Raw genomic sequence first — 15,805 nt, forward strand, 5'->3', positions numbered from 1 at the left:
ACGGGTCAAATCTCGACTCAACTACAAAGTAGTCATGGGGCAACTCAGTTGAACCTCGGTAACCTTAGTCACCCTAAAGAAACAGAGACAAGTGAGGGGCGAGGAGAAGGCTTTGAGCTTCGAACAGATCAATGGGGCGCGATTCGAGCAGGTGACGGTTTACTGCTCAGTAGCTATAAACAAGATCGCGCTGCTGGTACACATCTGGATGCTCAACCTGCCAAACAACAACTTGAAGGGACTTTAAACAATAGCCAAGCGTTAAGTGAAGCGGCGAAGAATCAACAGACAGATCCACTAGAAGTTTTAGAAAACTTAAAAGGCTTCTTAGAACAGATTGAACAACAAGATCAAAACAAGGCAGATGCATTTAAACAAGCCATCATGATTCTCTCTGCACCAAACTACATAGCTGTCAGCAGCAATGAAGATATTTATCTCTCAGCAGATGGCCAAATCAGCCAAAGTGCAGGGGAGAGTATTAACCTTTCTACGCAGAAATCATTGATTGCACATGCCAGTGAGAAAATAAGTCTCTTTGCAGCACAAGACGGGCTAAGAGCCTATGCAGGCAAGGGCAAGGTTGAGATACAGGCTCAAGGTGATGCACTCGATGTTATTGCGCGTAAAGACATTCAAATTATTTCCACGGAAGATACCGTTTATATCACGAGTCCAACTGAGATTAATCTGACAGCAGGTGGTTCTCAAATCAAGATGAATGGAACAGGTATCTTTTCAACGACTGCTGGAAAGTTTGAGAGTAAGGCGGGACAGCATCAGTTTTTGGATGGTGGGAAAGTTATTAGTTCTAGCATCAGCTTACCTAAAATAGGTGAAAAAAATGCATATGATTTGAAAATGCTGGTGAAAGATAATGACGGAAATATTAAGAGAAATATGAAGTATTACTTTTTCTTAGCGAATGGAAGTAAGGTAGAAGGGCTTTGTTGCACAAAGATTTCATAACTATATGATTTTAAAAGTTTTGATTATTTTTTGATCCAAAATTAAATCTATTTAAATCAGATGCTTACATATTTATGCAACAAAGCCGATTTGATCATCAAACAGCACTGAATTGCTGTATCAGAATAAGTTTGATTTCTTCCATGCTTAGCCTGTGGCTGAGCATACCATTTAGTCTGAGGATCGAACCAAGTTGAAACATTTTCTTGCTTGATTAGAGCTTGGTTATAAGAGGACCTATTCGTTGTGCAATAAATTTTAGATGCAGGCTTCTTCATTTGGAAATTATATTGCTGAAGAAGCCTTTAAGAATAGCTTTGTGCAACAAAGCCTCGTTAATATAAAAAATTTAAGACTTTAAGAAAATACATGCAGGAACACCATGTATTTTAGTTGACCAAATAACTTTTATAAATTAAAGCTAGGCAAATTGGTGGACATTAATTTTGAATAAATTGAATATAAATGATGAAAAAAACCCGCCGAAGCGGGTTTTTCAATTTACATATTCGGGTAATTCGGACCACCACCACCCTCAGGAGTTACCCAAGTAATGTTCTGAGATGGATCTTTAATATCACACGTTTTACAGTGCACACAGTTAGCCGCGTTAATTTGGAAACGCTTCGAACCATCATTCTCTTCCATAATTTCATAAACACCAGCAGGGCAGTAGCGCTGAGCTGGCTCGTCCCATTTTGGTAAGTTTACATTTACAGGAATAGAAGCATCGGTCAGTTTCAAGTGTGCTGGCTGATTTTCTTCATGCACCGTATTCGATACAAATACTGAAGATAAACGGTCAAAGGTCAACTTACCATCTGGTTTTGGATAGTTCGGTTTCACTGTTGCTGTATCTAAAGTTTTCAGTGTACTGAAGTCAGGCACTAAGTCATGCAGTGTAAACGGGACCTTAAACACATTTTGATCGATGAAGTTAAATGCACCACCACCGAACGTGCCAAATTTGTGCATTGCTGGGCCAAAGTTACGAGAACGATATAACTCTTCTTTTAACCAGCTGTTGTTGAACTTGTCTGTATAAGCCGTTAACTCTTTTGCAAAGAAGTCTTCACCTTCAAGCACACGTGCAATGGCAAGGTCACCACCTTTTTCAACGCCTGCTTGAATCGCTTCGAATACCGCTTCGCCACACAACATGCCCGATTTCATGGCAGTGTGAGAGCCTTTAATTTTAGCGAAGTTTAGGAAGCCTGCATCATCACCAATTAAAGAACCACCTGGGAAGGTGAACTTCGGCAGAGAGTTGAAACCGCCTTTGACAACAGCACGTGCGCCATAAGAAATACGCTTACCGCCTTCAAGATACTGTTTAATCAGTGGATGCGTTTTCCAGCGTTGCATTTCTGCAAATGGATACATGTGTGGGTTTTCGTAAGATAAATCTACGATCATACCCAAAGTGACTTGGTTATTTTCAGCGTGATATAACCACCAACCACCAGAAGAACCAGTTTCAGCTAGAGGCCAACCTGCACCGTGCATCACCAAACCTGGCTTGTGTTTTGCGGGATCAATTTCCCACAGTTCTTTGATGCCGATACCATAGTGTTGAGGATCTGCATCTTTATCGAGATCGAACTTAGCAATCAGGCGTTTACCTAAATGACCACGACAGCCTTCAGCAAAAATGGTGTATTTGGCATGTAGTTCATAGCCCGGGGTAAAGTTATGTGTTGGTTCACCATCTTTACCAATCCCCATATCACCGGTTTGGATGCCTTTAACCGTACCATCAGCATGATAAAGAATTTCAGACGCAGCAAAACCTGGGAAAATAGAAACTTCTAATTCTTCAGCTTTTTGACCTAACCAACGCACTACGTTACCAAGTGAAATCACATAGTTGCCATCATTATGCATGGTTTTAGGAACCATCCAGTGCGGCGCTTCTTGTGACTTTTCAGCAGACATTAAGAAATACGTTTTATCTTCAGTTACTGGAACATTCAAAGGCGCGCCTTCTTCTTTCCAGTTTGGGAACAACTCATTGATCGCACGCGGTTCGAGCACAGCACCTGAAAGGATATGCGCACCAACTTCAGAGCCTTTTTCTACGACACAAACGGACAGATCATTAAGGTTGTTTTCAATTGCAAGTTGACGAATTTTAATCGCAGCAGAAAGGCCAGCAGGGCCTGCGCCAACGATGACTACGTCAAACTCCATCGATTCACGTTCGATGTGTTCCATGTAGGACTCCTCATATGGTTAAAGGTGGCAACCGTTTTGACTCAAAGAACGGTGCTGCCATGAGTGTTCTTAGTTCCCAGACACAAAATTTATCATCGTGTCTTTTATATTGTGAGCTAGTATAGGTTTAAACCGAGTTCTAGCCAATTGGCTGAATCATATTATTTTTCCGTCAGACAGGCATGAATTTTATGGATAAGCAGCACAACTCAGCAAATCCGACGAAAAAAGTAGCTATTGCTGATAATAAAAACTTAACCGATATTGCACAATACATAAAAGGTGGACAGTCCGGTCACAAAAGGTCAATCCCCCCTTTAGATCAATGGCACCCAAAGCATTGTGGCACAATGGATTTGAAGGTTTTAGCCAATGGAGAATGGTGGCACGAAGGTCAATTGATCAAACGCCAAGCCATGATTGAGCTGTTTGCAACGGTACTTTGGAAAGAAGAAGATAAGTTTTATCTCAAAACCCCGGTCGAGCAGATTGAAATCGAGGTTGAAGATGAGCCTTTATTTGTCAATCAGGTCGATCAAGTCGAAATTGCAGGAAAAATCTACCTACAACTGACCACGACCACACAGGATGTGGTGATTGTTGATGAAGACCATCCCATTTTTATGCGTGCCTTCCAAGGGGAACTACGTCCTTATGTGCATGTTCGCTTTGGGATTAATGCATTGATTCAGCGTGCTGCTTTTTTTCATTTGGTGGAAATGGGGGAGCTAAGCGACGATGCGGAAGGTCAAGCCAAACTGAGCTTACAAAGTGGTGATTTGCTATTGCAATTAGGCACCTGAGGTTTAAGCTTGATTGATCTTTTAACTTTATACCGCAACGAGTTCTCATGAGTGCCATTCAGCCCTTATTTCCTCTGATCAACCCCATGCCAAAAGCGACAGCCAATGCGCCAATCGGGATATTTGATTCGGGGATAGGCGGCTTATCCATCGCTCAGGAAATTGCCAAGCATTTACCGCATGAACGATTTATTTATTTTGCCGATACCGCACATGTGCCTTATGGGCCGCGCAATGATCAAAATATCCGAGAATTGACTGCACAAGCGATTGAGTGGCTTTACCGTAAAGGCTGTAAGGTTGCAGTTGTGGCCTGTAATACCGCTTCAGCCTTTAGTTTGGATTATTTACGCGAGCACTATGGCGACAATTTTCCGATTATCGGCCTTGTTCCTGCCCTAAAACCTGCGGTATTGCAAAGCAAATCCAAGACTGTGGCTGTTCTAGCGACCCCTGCGACCTTTCGCGGGCAGCTAATTAAAGACGTGGTTGATAAGTTTGCACAGCCTTCGGGAGTCACGGTGATTCCAGTGACCTGCTTAGATTTAGTGCCTTTTGTTGAGAGCGGCGCGCAGATGAGTGCAGCATGTTTAGCCACGTTAAAAGATATTTTACAACCGGTTGTTGATCAGGGTGCAGATTACTTAGTTTTAGGCTGTACCCATTACCCTTTTTTGAAAATAGCGATACAATCTATTTTTGGTCAGAAACTGACATTAATTGACTCTGGACTGGCAGTTGCACGACAAACAGCCCGTATTTTAATCAAAAATGAGTTATTATTTGAACAAAATCATGATGGTGATGTTCGAATTGAATGTTATGTCAGTGGAAATAATGCAGAAAGTTTGAGACCTATCTTACAACTTTTGCTTGAACCAGAACTAAATTGGACTATTTCAAACATATCTGATTAATTTTTAAACAAATAAGTCGAGTATTTTGATATATAGTCAAAAATTGCAACCTAATATGCTTGAGTTAGTCGCAGTGTCTATCTAATGGAATTTGGGGGATGGGACGCTGCGAAGAATAATGAGGATAACCGATGCTCGATAAGCGTTATCAAGTGTTTATAACCACCTCTGGAAGCGAGATGCAGCCAGAGAGGATCATTTTGGCCCAAACTTTAGTGGGCATGGGATTTTTTTCTTGGGGATTAGAACAACGGACACCACTTTCAACGGCTTTTGCACGTCGTCAGATTGATGACTGTGACTATGTCATATTGTTGCTGGGCAGTAAATATGGTGAACAGTCCGTGTCAGGGGTGGGATATATGCACCTTGAATACATTTATGCGGTCACCAAACAAAAGCCGATTATTGTATTTATGCATGATGATCCTGATGCACGTGAGTTATGTTTACATGACGACAAAGCTGAGCTGCGTGAAAAATTCAAAGAGTTTCGGAAACTGCTGCAAAACGAAGTTGATCAGGTTTTCACTTATCGCACCATGCGTGACTTGGAAATGGCTGTTCGCTTGAATATGACGCAAATGCTAGAGCGCTATCCTGTGTCCGGTTGGGTACGTCCGCAGAACACCCAAGTGTTGCATGACGAAATAGATAAACTCAAAGCCAAATTGGTGCAATTGGAAACTGAAGCGGGTAAACGTGAAGTCGATCCATTTTTGTCTTTACCCAAAGTGGCTATGCATGAATTTTTTGCATTTGATTATCGGATGCATGCCTATCAAGATGGCAATTTTAAAGAGCTGAAAATTCAAAAGCAGATGACTTGGGCGCAATTACTCTCGGTTTTGGGGACAACCTTTATTCACCCCACTCCTGAAGAGTATTTCTCCAAACGCATTAATGAATATTTAAACGAAACTGGTTTAAATGATGCACGCTTAGAAATGCCTCGTGCCCATGCTGTTGCGCGCTCACAAATTAATATTCGTGCTTTGCACAGTATCAAAATGCAAATGCGTCAAAATGATTGGATTGTTCAGTCGGGTCGAGATGATCGTCAGCGCATGCTCTGGCAGTTGACTCCGAAGGCGATGAAACTTTTGGAGAGTAATTTATTGGAAAAGGATCGGCCTTTTCAATTTCAATCTTCGTAGTTATCCATTTAGATAATGAACTGAAAACTGTTACAGTAGAGACATTCGAAAACGAGCCACGAGGGTTGAATGTCTACTGCAACAAAAGCAAAAGTTACTGTTATTTTGGCAAATTTGGGAACGCCTGATGCACCGACAGCTTCAGCAGTGCGTCGCTTTTTGGATCAGTTTTTGTCAGACCAGCGGGTGATTGAAATTCCCAAACCGCTTTGGCAAATTATTCTCCGTTTATTTATTTTGCCGTTTCGCCCGAAACGCGTTGCCCATGCTTATGAGATGGTGTGGGGCAGCGATTCTCCAATGCGAGAAATTTTGCTGACTCAAGTGGCCGCGTTACAACAGCAGTTGATTTTGCAATATCCTGAGTTTGAGCTGAATATTGTTCCTGCGATGACCTATGGTAATCCCGGCATTCAGCCTTTGCTTGCTGAGTTGAGTCAAAACCCGCAAGATCATATTGTACTTTTTCCTTTGTTTCCGCAATACTCGGCAACATCCAGCGCGCCTTTATATGATGCTTTCGCGAAGTGGATTCCAAAGCAGCGTAATTTGCCGGGGCTGAGCATTATTCGTGATTATTATCAGCACCCTTTATACATTCAGGCATTGGCGCAAAGTGTGCGCGATTTCCGTGCTGAACATGGGGTGAGTGAAAAGCTGTTAATGTCTTTCCATGGTATTCCACAGCCTTATGCCGATAAAGGTGATCCCTATGCCGACCGTTGCCGTATCACAGGACAGTTGGTGGCAGCCGAATTGGGCCTAGCGGAAGATGAATGGGCAATCAGTTTCCAGTCTCGTTTTGGGAAACAAGAGTGGGTGAAACCGTATACCGATGCCTTACTGGCCGAATGGGCGGCGCAGGGGGTGAAATCGGTACAAATTATGAGTCCTGCGTTTTCAGCGGATTGCTTAGAAACTTTAGAGGAACTGGCGATCCAGAATGCTGAATTGTTTTTGTCTCAAGGTGGAGAGCGGTATCAATATATTCCAGCCTTGAACAGCCGCGGAGATCATTTGCAATTGCTCAATACGCTGGTTCAGGCTAATCTTGATGCCTTAAAACAGACATTAGCCAGCAAAACGAATTGAGGTTGACACTCTATGTTGCAAGTTAAAATTGTGCCTGTAACGGCATTTCAACAGAACTGTTCCATTGTTTGGGACAGTGACAGTAAAGAAGCAATTTTAATTGATGCAGGTGGAGAACCTGAAAAACTTAAAGCAGAAATCGAAGCGTTGGGTTTGACGGTAAAAGCGCTGTGGCTGACGCACGGGCATTTAGATCATGCTGGAGCAGTCGGGGCATTAAAAAAACTGTGGGATGTCCCTGTGATTGGCCCGCATAAAGAAGATGCCTTTTGGTTGGATATGATCCAAGAAGTCTCGCAGCGTTATGGTTTTCCTATTCCTGAAAAAGTGGATGTCACGACATGGCTTGAAGGTGGCGAAGTCCTTAAACTGGGCAATGAAGCGTTTGAAGTGCGTTTTGCCCCTGGACATACTCCGGGCCATGTGATGTTTTATAACAAAAACTATGGTTTGCTTTGGACCGGCGACGTGTTGTTTAAAGGCTCAATTGGTCGTACCGACTTTCCACGTGGCAATCATCAGCAGCTGATTGACTCTATTCAGCGTGAATGCTTTAGCTTACCTGATGAGACGCAGTTTATTTCAGGACATGGGCCAATCAGTACGATTGGTTTTGAAAAACAACATAATCCCTTTGTGGCAGGGAAAGCAGGCTAAGCGCTTTGTGGTCTCATTGAAAAATAAAAAAGTCAGCAGCTGCTGACTTTTTTATTTGCGAAATGGATTATGCAAAATGTGTTGGGTTTCTAGAGCAAACACGATAGAGAATAAGACCACTAATAGTCCAACCGAGAGGATCAACAGATCTTGCATATAGATGCCAAAACTGAATAGACAGATCGCAAGTAAAACGCCAATTAAAACAATAGTCTTACTCAGGATGTTCATCTTATCCCCCTTTAGGATGTTATTTTTGTCACTTGATCATGCTGTGAGCATGTACCAATTTTGGGGGAGTATAGTCGACGAATGATCTTTTTAAGCGAATATTAAGACATTAAATAATGAACAATTTCTCTTAAAATATGAAAAATATCATGAGATTAAATATATTATTCTTCTGAATTTTCTGCCTGCGGTGCATCTTGCGTTGGGAGGCGATATTCATCATTGGCCCATGCACCTAAGTCGATCAGTTTGCAGCGTTCAGAACAAAAAGGACGAAAGGCGTTGTCTTCCCATTGACTCATTTCTCCACAACGGGGACAAGGGAAAGTGTGTGGCATGATCGACTCCAGATAAAATTTTCGGATTGAAATAGGCAAAAACGTTGGCAGTTGTTAGACTGATGCGGTTTTTTCTTAGTTTGATCTGATTATGCCGATTCGTCAATTTCAAGCCCAGCGTATGCATGCGCCTCGTGATTTTCAAATGATCAGTCCTGATCCACTGTGTGTGGAAATTGGGGCGGGCAAGGGTAAACATGCTTTATTGTTTACGGCCAATCATCCTGAGAAAAAGCTGATTGCGGTTGAGCGTACCCGTGAAAAGTTTGTGGCGATGCAGAAACAACATGGCTTAGAAGGTCAGCAGAATTTACAGCTGGTACATGCCGATGCTCTGCCTTGGGTGGTGCATGCCTTACAACCGCAGCAGGTTGAACAATTCTTTATTCTTTATCCTAATCCTGAACCGCATAATCCTGCGCAGCGCTGGTTGAATATGCCGTTTTTTGAGTTTCTGATTTCACGTTTACAAGTGGGCGGACAAATTACGTTAGCCAGCAATATTCCTGAATATATCGAAGAAGCACAGCAACAGTTGATTGAGGTGTGGAAGTTACCGTTTGTAAAAGAGCGCATCGCGGATAGTTCTGCGAGGACGCATTTTGAAATTAAATATTTAGAACGAGGCGAGCTCTGCCAACAGTTGATCATCACCAAACCTGAAGGTTATCGCACGCGTTTTGATGCGTTTCAGGCTTTGCAAGGTCAGAACCCGCAGGCGCAAGCTTTGGATCAAGCTGAATAAATCATGCCAAAGCGTATTGCAATTATTGGGGCGGGCCCAGCCGGTTTGATGGCAGCAGAAGTGTTGAGCCAATATGATGTTCAGGTCGATGTGTTTGAACAAAAACCATCTGCTGCACGTAAGTTCCTGATGGCGGGTAAAACAGGACTAAATATCTCTCATGCCGAACCTGTGGAGCAGTTTATCGGTCGTTATGATCAAGCAGAATGGTTGGCACCTTGGATTCGTAAGTGGGATGCCACATGGATTCAAGCATGGATGAAAGGTTTAGGCATTGAGTCCTATGTCGGAACGTCTGGTCGTATTTTCCCGATTGAAATGAAAGCCGCGCCTTTATTACGTGCATGGTTGAAACGCTTGGTTGAGTCAGGCATCAAGTTTTACTATCGTCATCAATGCCTCAGCCTCAAAGAACATACACTTGAAATCAAGTCTTTGCTTAGTGATCAAGTGCGCAGCCAGAGCTATGATGCGATTGTCTTGGCTTGCGGAGCGGTGTCATGGTCTCAGCTCGGTAGCGATGGCGCTTGGCAAAACTGGTTGGAGGCCGATGAAATTGAGCCTTTTCAAGCCAGCAATGCTGGGGTAGAACATGAATGGTCTACCTATATGCAACCCGTCTTTGGTCAGCCACTGAAACGTATCGCAGCATGGGTGGGCGATGCCGAAAAAAGTATGGGCGATATCGTCATCACCCATTATGGCTTAGAAAGTGGTTTGGTCTATAAGCAAGGTCGAGCGCTGCGTGCGCAGCAAAAACAGCTCCAACCTTTAGTGTTAACGCTTGATTTACTGCCAGATGTCACTGTTCAAGAATTGGCTGTGCGCCTGAAACCTACGAAAAAACAGTCTTTAAGTAATGTTTGGCGTAAAGCAGGTTTAGATGCAGCCAAGGCCAGTTTAGTGCGAGAGTTAGTTGCAAAAGAACACTGGAATTACCCTGAACAATTGGCGCAGCAGGTGAAGCAACTCCAGATTCCTTTAACTGGTTTTCGTCCGATTGAAGAAGCCATTAGTTGTGCTGGCGGTGTGCGCCGTGAAGGCCTAAGCTCGCAGCTACAATTAAAATCCAATCCCGCCGTTTTTTTATGTGGGGAAATGTTGGACTGGGATGCACCCACAGGGGGCTACTTACTCACTGCATGTTTTGCAACCGGACGGGCCGCGGGTGAGGGTGTGATGCAGTATTTGAATGTGGCAAAAAAATCGCCATAAGCGATGCAACTGAAAATCAGCTGTGCTAATTTGAATAAAAAATTCAAGGAGCATCATGATGTCGGATCTTCAGCAGTATGTGGGCAGCTGCCTGTGCGGTGCAGTGACTTATCAAATTGATGGGCCGATTGGCGATATTATTCAATGCCATTGTCAAAAATGTCGCAAGGCCAATGGAACGGCATATGCAACCAATGCACCGATTGCTAAGGCGGATTTCAAACTGACCTCTGGTCAGGACGTTGTGAAAAAATATGCGTCGAGTGCAGGCACAGAGCGCTGTTTCTGTGGCAACTGTGGTTCACCTCTTGTCAGTATTAAAGCTGACACCCCTGAGTTTTACCGTTTGCGGATCGGCACTTTAGATACCCCGTTACAGCAAAAGCCGACGCAGCATATTTTTGTGGCGTCTCAAGCCGAGTGGGACAACATTTGTGATGCATTACCACAATATGCTGAACGCCCATAGTTAGAATAGATATAAGTAAAAGGGATCATCGGATCCCTTTTCTTTGTCTGCGATTGAGTTAGTAGCCTGTCGACATCGTATCTTGAGCTTTAGGATACTGCGACTGCCAGTGTTCAAGCTGCTCTTGAGCATGAATGAGCTCACCGAGGCCTTTCACGTTGTCATGTGGTGCTGCGGCTTTATCTTGGATGATTTTGGCTTGGTTATCCCAATATTGGTACATCAGAGTTTGAATGTAACGCCCTTGTTCTGTTTTTAAATCCAGCTCTTTCAGCATATTCAGTGCAGACTGAATATTGTCTTGTTGACGTGTTTTTGCAAATTCATCCGTGAGCGTGCCTGCCTCACGCATTTTCATGAGTTCATCTTCCATTTCATCACTCATGCTACTAAAGCGCTGGTCATAGTCGACCAAGAGCGCAATATCGTGTGGATCATTGGCCGTTTTAGCAAAACTTTTGACGGGTTCAGAGCTGAGTTCTTGCAGAATTTTATCATCGTTCGAAAGCATGTCTTGCTCAGCAGATTCATTGGCTTTATTACAGCCTGTGAGGATTAAGCTGCCACCTAAAAGAAGCGGCAGTAGAACCTGTTTCAATGAAAGAGTATGTGGGTTCATATCGGTGTCCTATTATTCTGCTATTTTTTGAAAGTGATAGGCATAGGTGATGTAAGGAAAACTAATTTCGTCCTGTGGCTGTTTGCCCGTGTACTGCTGCACAATTTGCTCAAACTGATGTTTTAAATCCTGCTGTTGCGCCTTAGGCATTGCGGCAATAAAGCTGGTCGAAAGGAGACGTTTTGAGACGACTTGTTCTACTGTACCTGTTTGCTGCTGTGCAAACTGATGCAGGCTTTTGAGTTGAAATAAGTGTTGATGTTCAAAGACTTTTTGCCACAATCCACTATGATAACGTGGAGTCCCTCCTTCTAAAGGAGCGAGTCGTTCTGCGAGTGCATTGACCCAGTCGACTTGAGTGTCGCGTTGATTCCATACCAAGCCCAAATGTCCTTGCGGTTTTAGGACACGATGGATTTCTTTTAAACTGTCCATGTTGGCAAACCAGTGGAAGGCCTGCGCAGATAAAACTGCATCGATACTTTGCGAAGGCAGGGGAATATGGTCACTAAAGGCTTGTAATGTTTCCACCTGTGGGTAAGTCAGTTTAAGCTGAGCTAACATTTCGGTAACAGGTTCGATGGCAGTGAGCTGTCCACTATGTGGAATCAGATAAGGCAGAAACTTACCTGTGCCCGAGGCAAGATCAATCACATGAGAATCTGCGTTTAAATGCAACTGCTCGGTGAGCCATGCATGGATCTCTTGTGGATAACTTGGACGCACTTGTTGATAAAGTTCAGCAGCTGCACTAAACCCGTGTTGTGTCGCAGGATGGAGTAATTGTGTCATATTTTGCGCTTTTTTATCTGCTCTGCATCTATAAAATAACACATTTGGTTCGATGAAATCGCTTATGCTGTATGGAACGAACATGACCTCACTTTATAGGAATGAAATCTCTCAGCATGGACATGGCGAAACAAATTATTTTTGAAGATGAACAGATTCGTGTCATTTTTTTACAGGGTTCATCGGACGAACTTATTTTCTCTTTTGGTGACCTGATTACCCGTGCCAAGGGAACGTCGATCAATGCTGAAAAATCGCTGGCGAAGTTTGGCTTTAATGTGGTTGGCATTATGCCGAAACAGAAGTCATGGTTTCCAGAGTCTTCGATGTTGGCGATGTTAGAGGCAATTCGCGCTTGGATTGCCTCCTTTCAAACCCGCATTGCCTATGCAGGGTCAATGGGTGGTTATGCTGCGATTAAATACTCTAAACTGCTTGGTTTTAAGCGCGTAGTAGCTTTGGTGCCGCAGTATTCGATTGACCCTGAACAGGTGACGGATAACCGCTATAACATGTTCTATCAGCCTGAGCTGAACCATGACATGCAGGTTCAAGCCAAGGATGTCTCGGCAGAGTGTGAATACATTGTTATTTATGACCCTTACTGCCCTGAAGACCGTGCGCATTATGAAAAATTACAAACGGTCGTGCCGAATCTGAATACCCTGAACTTACCTTTTACAGGGCATGATGCGATTGCGGTTTTGGCCAGTTCAGATTTGTTGCACGATTTTTTACGTCATGAGTTTGATGCGCCGTATTTTTATAAAAAAATTCGTGAAGTGAAAAAGAACAGCAAGTTTTACTACCGTAAAGTGATCGAAAACTTGTTGCCGCGTCATCGCTTTTCTTTGGGGCGAATTCTGAAAAATAATGAGCTTGAGTTAGACGGTCAATTTTTTGATAGCAAACTCAAACAAAGCATTATCCGCGAGTTACTCAGCAATCGACAAGTGAGCCAGACCGATCTGTTGAAACTGGGCATTCAGGTCAACTTGCCGCAAGAAAATAGCTGTCAGTTAATGGATAGTTTTGGACATGGTTTAGTGTTCAATATGATCAGTCAAAAGATTGAAAGCTATGCACCAGATGCCATTGCGCTGAATCATAAGTTTCTGCTGCCGATTTTTGCCAAGGGTAATGGACTAGTACACATTTACTATAACGATATGCGCTATACCATCGTCATGAATGACCGTCAGATCATGAAGTTGGTGCATGAACAAGCCGAATTGAGCGCTGGAATGCATCCATTGTTAATGAAAAAATACAGTGACTATTATCTGATTAGTTATAAGCAGTTTAACTTTAGCTGTGATGAATATGGTGGCTTTGATTTGGTCGAGGATATTCCAGAAACGGCGCAGTTTTTGGTGTCAAGCGATGCTGAGTCAGATGTGTTTCTATGATGCGTTTATGTGATGTATTCCTATAGGGCTTTGGTCTAAGGCCAAGCGCTTGTTTTCCGTCCTATTTGATTTAATATGAAAGTATTATTTATCTTTTAAACAATACGGATAAAGATCAAATAGGGTGGAAGCAATGCAAAGACATTGGTCGGCTGTATTTATAACATTACTGTTTATTTCAACATCACAAAGCGTACTGGCACAAAGTTTAGACCCTGCCTATCTGACATTTGGTGGTGGCCTGATTCTCTTGCTGATCCTGACATTTTATGTGATTAAACAAATCAGTATTTCTATTCGTATTCATCGTAATAAGCCCGTTAAATAGCGGGCTTTTTTCTGTATGTGGCGGCTATTTTTAGGTGTTCAAGACAGTATTTACGTTGAAAAAAGGGGCTGAGTTAGTTTAAATAAGCGCTCTATCATTATGCAGAACAACTGGACGTGAGCAATGAAAGCCGTATTTTTAGATTATGCATCCTTAGATAAAAATGATTTGGACTTTCAAGCACTGCATGCTGTTTTTGATGAACTGATCCTTTACCCAAGTACCGATGCTGAGACGCTTGTTGCGCGTGTACAAGACGCAGATGTGATTATTAGCAACAAAGTGTTGGTGGATGCCGACACCCTAAAACAATGCCCCCAGTTAAAGTTGATTTTAATCTCTGCTACAGGCACCAATAACATTGATCTGCAGCAAGCCAAAGCACAAGGTGTTGTGGTGTGTAATTGTCAGGGCTATGGCACGGCAGCGGTGGCACAGCACACTTTGATGTTGATGCTTAACCTTGCAACCTCCTGCTTGCAATATGACCGCGCGGTGCAGCAGGGCGAATGGAATAAAGCCACGCAGTTTTGTCTATTGGACTACCCAATTATTGAACTTTCAGGCAAGACATTGGGCATTTTAGGCTATGGAGAATTGGGGCAGGCGGTGGCTAAACTCGCTGAAGCATTTGGAATGCGAGTTTTGGTGGGCAATTTGCCAAACCGTCCACACGCTGACTCAACACGAGTAGGCTTTGATGACTTGCTGGCACAATCAGATTTTATCAGTCTGCATTGTCCATTAACCGATGATACTCGCGACCTGATTGATGCTCAAGCTTTTGCAAAAATGAAAAAAAGTGCCTTTTTAATTAATTGTGCACGGGGTGGAATTGTCAATGAAGCAGCTTTGGCAGATGCGTTAAAACAGGGTGAAATTGCGGGTGCTGCAACTGATGTATTGACCGTTGAGCCGCCTAAAGAGGGTAATGTTTTATTGGATGCTCGTTTGCCGAATTTAATCATTACGCCGCACAGTGCGTGGGGCAGTGTCGAAGCACGTCAACGCATGGTGCAGCAGTTGGTCGAAAATGCTCAAGCTTTTCAAGCAGGGCAGCCAATCCGTCGGGTGGATTAAAGCAAATAATGACAACGAAAAAGCCCTTCAATTGATGGGCTTTTTTGCTATTAAAGCTTAGTCACTTTAATTTCTTCTTCTGCTTGGGCAGGTGTAAAGGAAGATGGTGCTTGGGTAATTGTGGGTTCATTTACTGTTTGGGGGGCGACAGGCTGTGGAGATGAGACTGAAGGCACTTGAACCGCAGGAGCATCTACGGGTGCAGATGACGGTTGACTCAAGCTGCCTTGGTAAATGGGGGCAGGTTGATCCGTTTGACCAGTAATCACTTGCTTGGTTTCATGCAGCTTTTTATTCACATTTTGGGTAACTTGCTGTCCTGTTTCTTTGGCTTGTTCTGCGGTGTTGTTGGTGATGGTTTTTGCGCTGTCCAAGGCTTGGTGTGCAGAAGGGCGAATTTTTTGGATACCTTTTTCTGTTGCGGTACCGACTTTTTCCGCCGTGTTAATCACACCTTCTTGAGTTTTATAAGCCCAGACATGCAAGATATTGGGGTTTTTACCATAAGGCGTAATTGGCTTTTGTACTTGCTGAGTGGTGGTTTCTGTTTGTGGCCATACACCTGCTGTTGTCATTAAAAGAGCGCAGAAGAGTGTTGTTTTCATCATATTCATAGAGCAGTGTACCTCTTGGGCTATCGTGCATAAATCAGCGTTTTAGCATAAAGCCTCTTTGTGTGAATTTCATGTGCTTGGTTGTAAATAAGCGTTGTGTGCAAACGTCTATAGCTAAAAAAAGAGCCCAGCATGTGGGCTCTCTCAACTCTGGAG

The 15,805-nt window shown here is 43.3% G+C and carries 18 protein-coding genes and 1 pseudogene; 12 read left to right on the top strand and 7 right to left on the bottom strand.

Annotation, left to right across the window (positions count from 1 at the left end; all coding sequences use genetic code 11):
- Positions 1–969 (top strand): DUF2345 domain-containing protein (locus ACF8FD_RS01935; RefSeq protein ID WP_392453007.1); only part of this gene is annotated, 969 nt, incomplete at its 5' end.
- Between the two features lie 86 nt (positions 970–1,055).
- On the opposite strand, the pseudogene ACF8FD_RS01940 reads toward ACF8FD_RS01935, so the two are convergent.
- Positions 1,056–1,247 (bottom strand): annotated as a pseudogene (locus ACF8FD_RS01940) (transposase); the annotation flags it as partial.
- Positions 1,248–1,470: 223 nt separating this feature from the next.
- On the bottom strand, positions 1,471–3,183 hold the full coding sequence (locus tag ACF8FD_RS01945) for an electron transfer flavoprotein-ubiquinone oxidoreductase (RefSeq protein ID WP_058868827.1): 1,713 nt from the start codon (positions 3,181–3,183) through the stop codon (positions 1,471–1,473).
- Positions 3,184–3,374: 191 nt separating this feature from the next.
- Here ACF8FD_RS01945 and ACF8FD_RS01950 point away from each other — a divergent pair, with 191 nt between their 5' ends.
- From ACF8FD_RS01950 to ACF8FD_RS01970, 5 genes are all read left to right on the top strand, one after another.
- Positions 3,375–3,986 carry a DUF1285 domain-containing protein gene (locus ACF8FD_RS01950; protein ID WP_058868828.1) on the top strand — a complete coding sequence of 204 codons (612 nt, stop codon included), beginning with the start codon at positions 3,375–3,377 and terminating at the stop codon, positions 3,984–3,986.
- A 47-nt stretch (positions 3,987–4,033) separates the two neighbouring features.
- A complete protein-coding gene (murI, locus tag ACF8FD_RS01955; protein WP_058868829.1) occupies positions 4,034–4,903 on the top strand; it encodes a glutamate racemase in 870 nt (289 codons plus the stop codon).
- A 131-nt stretch (positions 4,904–5,034) separates the two neighbouring features.
- On the top strand, positions 5,035–6,060 hold the full coding sequence (locus tag ACF8FD_RS01960; protein ID WP_004692624.1) for a DUF4062 domain-containing protein: 1,026 nt from the start codon (positions 5,035–5,037) through the stop codon (positions 6,058–6,060).
- Between the two features lie 69 nt (positions 6,061–6,129).
- Positions 6,130–7,152 carry a ferrochelatase gene (gene hemH / locus ACF8FD_RS01965; RefSeq protein ID WP_178927822.1) on the top strand — a complete coding sequence of 341 codons (1,023 nt, stop codon included), beginning with the start codon at positions 6,130–6,132 and terminating at the stop codon, positions 7,150–7,152.
- A gap of 12 nt (positions 7,153–7,164) precedes the next feature.
- On the top strand, positions 7,165–7,809 hold the full coding sequence (locus ACF8FD_RS01970) for an MBL fold metallo-hydrolase (protein WP_004978841.1): 645 nt from the start codon (positions 7,165–7,167) through the stop codon (positions 7,807–7,809).
- A 51-nt stretch (positions 7,810–7,860) separates the two neighbouring features.
- Here the strand turns inward: ACF8FD_RS01970 and ACF8FD_RS01975 are convergent, their stop codons facing one another.
- Positions 7,861–8,040, bottom strand: coding sequence for a hypothetical protein (locus ACF8FD_RS01975; protein WP_178927821.1), 180 nt, complete (start codon positions 8,038–8,040; stop codon positions 7,861–7,863).
- A gap of 164 nt (positions 8,041–8,204) precedes the next feature.
- Positions 8,205–8,378: a DNA gyrase inhibitor YacG gene (locus ACF8FD_RS01980; protein ID WP_004692619.1), complete on the bottom strand. Its 174-nt coding sequence runs from the start codon at positions 8,376–8,378 to the stop codon at positions 8,205–8,207.
- 85 nt (positions 8,379–8,463) lie between these two features.
- Here ACF8FD_RS01980 and ACF8FD_RS01985 point away from each other — a divergent pair, with 85 nt between their 5' ends.
- From ACF8FD_RS01985 to ACF8FD_RS01995, 3 genes are read left to right on the top strand one after another with little or no spacing between them, the layout of a single operon-like run.
- Complete coding sequence (locus ACF8FD_RS01985) at positions 8,464–9,123, top strand: SAM-dependent methyltransferase (RefSeq protein WP_392453098.1); 660 nt, start codon at positions 8,464–8,466, stop codon at positions 9,121–9,123.
- A gap of 3 nt (positions 9,124–9,126) precedes the next feature.
- A complete protein-coding gene (locus tag ACF8FD_RS01990; protein ID WP_281964315.1) occupies positions 9,127–10,338 on the top strand; it encodes a TIGR03862 family flavoprotein in 1,212 nt (403 codons plus the stop codon).
- Positions 10,339–10,396: 58 nt separating this feature from the next.
- Entirely contained in the window at positions 10,397–10,807 is a 411-nt protein-coding gene (locus tag ACF8FD_RS01995; protein ID WP_159152998.1) for a GFA family protein, read from the top strand.
- A 58-nt stretch (positions 10,808–10,865) separates the two neighbouring features.
- On the opposite strand, the gene ACF8FD_RS02000 is transcribed toward ACF8FD_RS01995, so the two are convergent.
- The gene (locus tag ACF8FD_RS02000) at positions 10,866–11,426 is read right to left on the bottom strand and encodes a hypothetical protein (protein WP_131229895.1); all 561 of its coding nucleotides are present in this window, start codon (positions 11,424–11,426) and stop codon (positions 10,866–10,868) included.
- Positions 11,427–11,438: 12 nt separating this feature from the next.
- Positions 11,439–12,218, bottom strand: coding sequence for a class I SAM-dependent methyltransferase (locus tag ACF8FD_RS02005; RefSeq protein ID WP_392453012.1), 780 nt, complete (start codon positions 12,216–12,218; stop codon positions 11,439–11,441).
- A 122-nt stretch (positions 12,219–12,340) separates the two neighbouring features.
- Here ACF8FD_RS02005 and ACF8FD_RS02010 point away from each other — a divergent pair, with 122 nt between their 5' ends.
- The 3 genes from ACF8FD_RS02010 to ACF8FD_RS02020 all read left to right on the top strand — a co-directional run bounded on the left by ACF8FD_RS02010 (position 12,341) and on the right by ACF8FD_RS02020 (position 15,035).
- A complete protein-coding gene (locus ACF8FD_RS02010; protein ID WP_392453013.1) occupies positions 12,341–13,627 on the top strand; it encodes a hypothetical protein in 1,287 nt (428 codons plus the stop codon).
- Positions 13,628–13,760: 133 nt separating this feature from the next.
- The gene (locus ACF8FD_RS02015) at positions 13,761–13,955 is read left to right on the top strand and encodes a hypothetical protein (RefSeq protein ID WP_004692607.1); all 195 of its coding nucleotides are present in this window, start codon (positions 13,761–13,763) and stop codon (positions 13,953–13,955) included.
- Positions 13,956–14,078: 123 nt separating this feature from the next.
- Positions 14,079–15,035: a 2-hydroxyacid dehydrogenase gene (locus ACF8FD_RS02020; protein ID WP_392453015.1), complete on the top strand. Its 957-nt coding sequence runs from the start codon at positions 14,079–14,081 to the stop codon at positions 15,033–15,035.
- A 50-nt stretch (positions 15,036–15,085) separates the two neighbouring features.
- Here ACF8FD_RS02020 and ACF8FD_RS02025 read toward each other — a convergent pair whose 3' ends face one another.
- Positions 15,086–15,649, bottom strand: coding sequence for a hypothetical protein (locus ACF8FD_RS02025; RefSeq protein ID WP_392453017.1), 564 nt, complete (start codon positions 15,647–15,649; stop codon positions 15,086–15,088).
- Between the last annotated feature and the right edge of the window lie 156 nt (positions 15,650–15,805).

Source organism: Acinetobacter sp. TYF_19, assembly GCF_043105125.1.
Taxonomy (GTDB): Bacteria; Pseudomonadota; Gammaproteobacteria; order Pseudomonadales; family Moraxellaceae; genus Acinetobacter; species Acinetobacter johnsonii.

Coding starts and splice junctions, on each gene's coding strand:
- ACF8FD_RS02000 (WP_131229895.1), bottom strand. CDS start 11,426: ATGAACCCACATACTCTTTCATTGAAACAGGTTCTACTGCCGCTTCTT.
- ACF8FD_RS02010 (WP_392453013.1), top strand. CDS start 12,341: ATGGCGAAACAAATTATTTTTGAAGATGAACAGATTCGTGTCATTTTT.
- ACF8FD_RS01975 (WP_178927821.1), bottom strand. CDS start 8,040: ATGAACATCCTGAGTAAGACTATTGTTTTAATTGGCGTTTTACTTGCG.
- ACF8FD_RS02025 (WP_392453017.1), bottom strand. CDS start 15,649: ATGAATATGATGAAAACAACACTCTTCTGCGCTCTTTTAATGACAACA.
- ACF8FD_RS01970 (WP_004978841.1), top strand. CDS start 7,165: ATGTTGCAAGTTAAAATTGTGCCTGTAACGGCATTTCAACAGAACTGT.
- ACF8FD_RS01960 (WP_004692624.1), top strand. CDS start 5,035: ATGCTCGATAAGCGTTATCAAGTGTTTATAACCACCTCTGGAAGCGAG.
- ACF8FD_RS01945 (WP_058868827.1), bottom strand. CDS start 3,183: ATGGAACACATCGAACGTGAATCGATGGAGTTTGACGTAGTCATCGTT.
- ACF8FD_RS01995 (WP_159152998.1), top strand. CDS start 10,397: ATGTCGGATCTTCAGCAGTATGTGGGCAGCTGCCTGTGCGGTGCAGTG.
- ACF8FD_RS02015 (WP_004692607.1), top strand. CDS start 13,761: ATGCAAAGACATTGGTCGGCTGTATTTATAACATTACTGTTTATTTCA.
- murI (WP_058868829.1), top strand. CDS start 4,034: ATGAGTGCCATTCAGCCCTTATTTCCTCTGATCAACCCCATGCCAAAA.
- ACF8FD_RS01990 (WP_281964315.1), top strand. CDS start 9,127: ATGCCAAAGCGTATTGCAATTATTGGGGCGGGCCCAGCCGGTTTGATG.
- ACF8FD_RS01980 (WP_004692619.1), bottom strand. CDS start 8,378: ATGCCACACACTTTCCCTTGTCCCCGTTGTGGAGAAATGAGTCAATGG.
- ACF8FD_RS02020 (WP_392453015.1), top strand. CDS start 14,079: ATGAAAGCCGTATTTTTAGATTATGCATCCTTAGATAAAAATGATTTG.
- hemH (WP_178927822.1), top strand. CDS start 6,130: ATGTCTACTGCAACAAAAGCAAAAGTTACTGTTATTTTGGCAAATTTG.
- ACF8FD_RS01950 (WP_058868828.1), top strand. CDS start 3,375: ATGGATAAGCAGCACAACTCAGCAAATCCGACGAAAAAAGTAGCTATT.
- ACF8FD_RS02005 (WP_392453012.1), bottom strand. CDS start 12,218: ATGACACAATTACTCCATCCTGCGACACAACACGGGTTTAGTGCAGCT.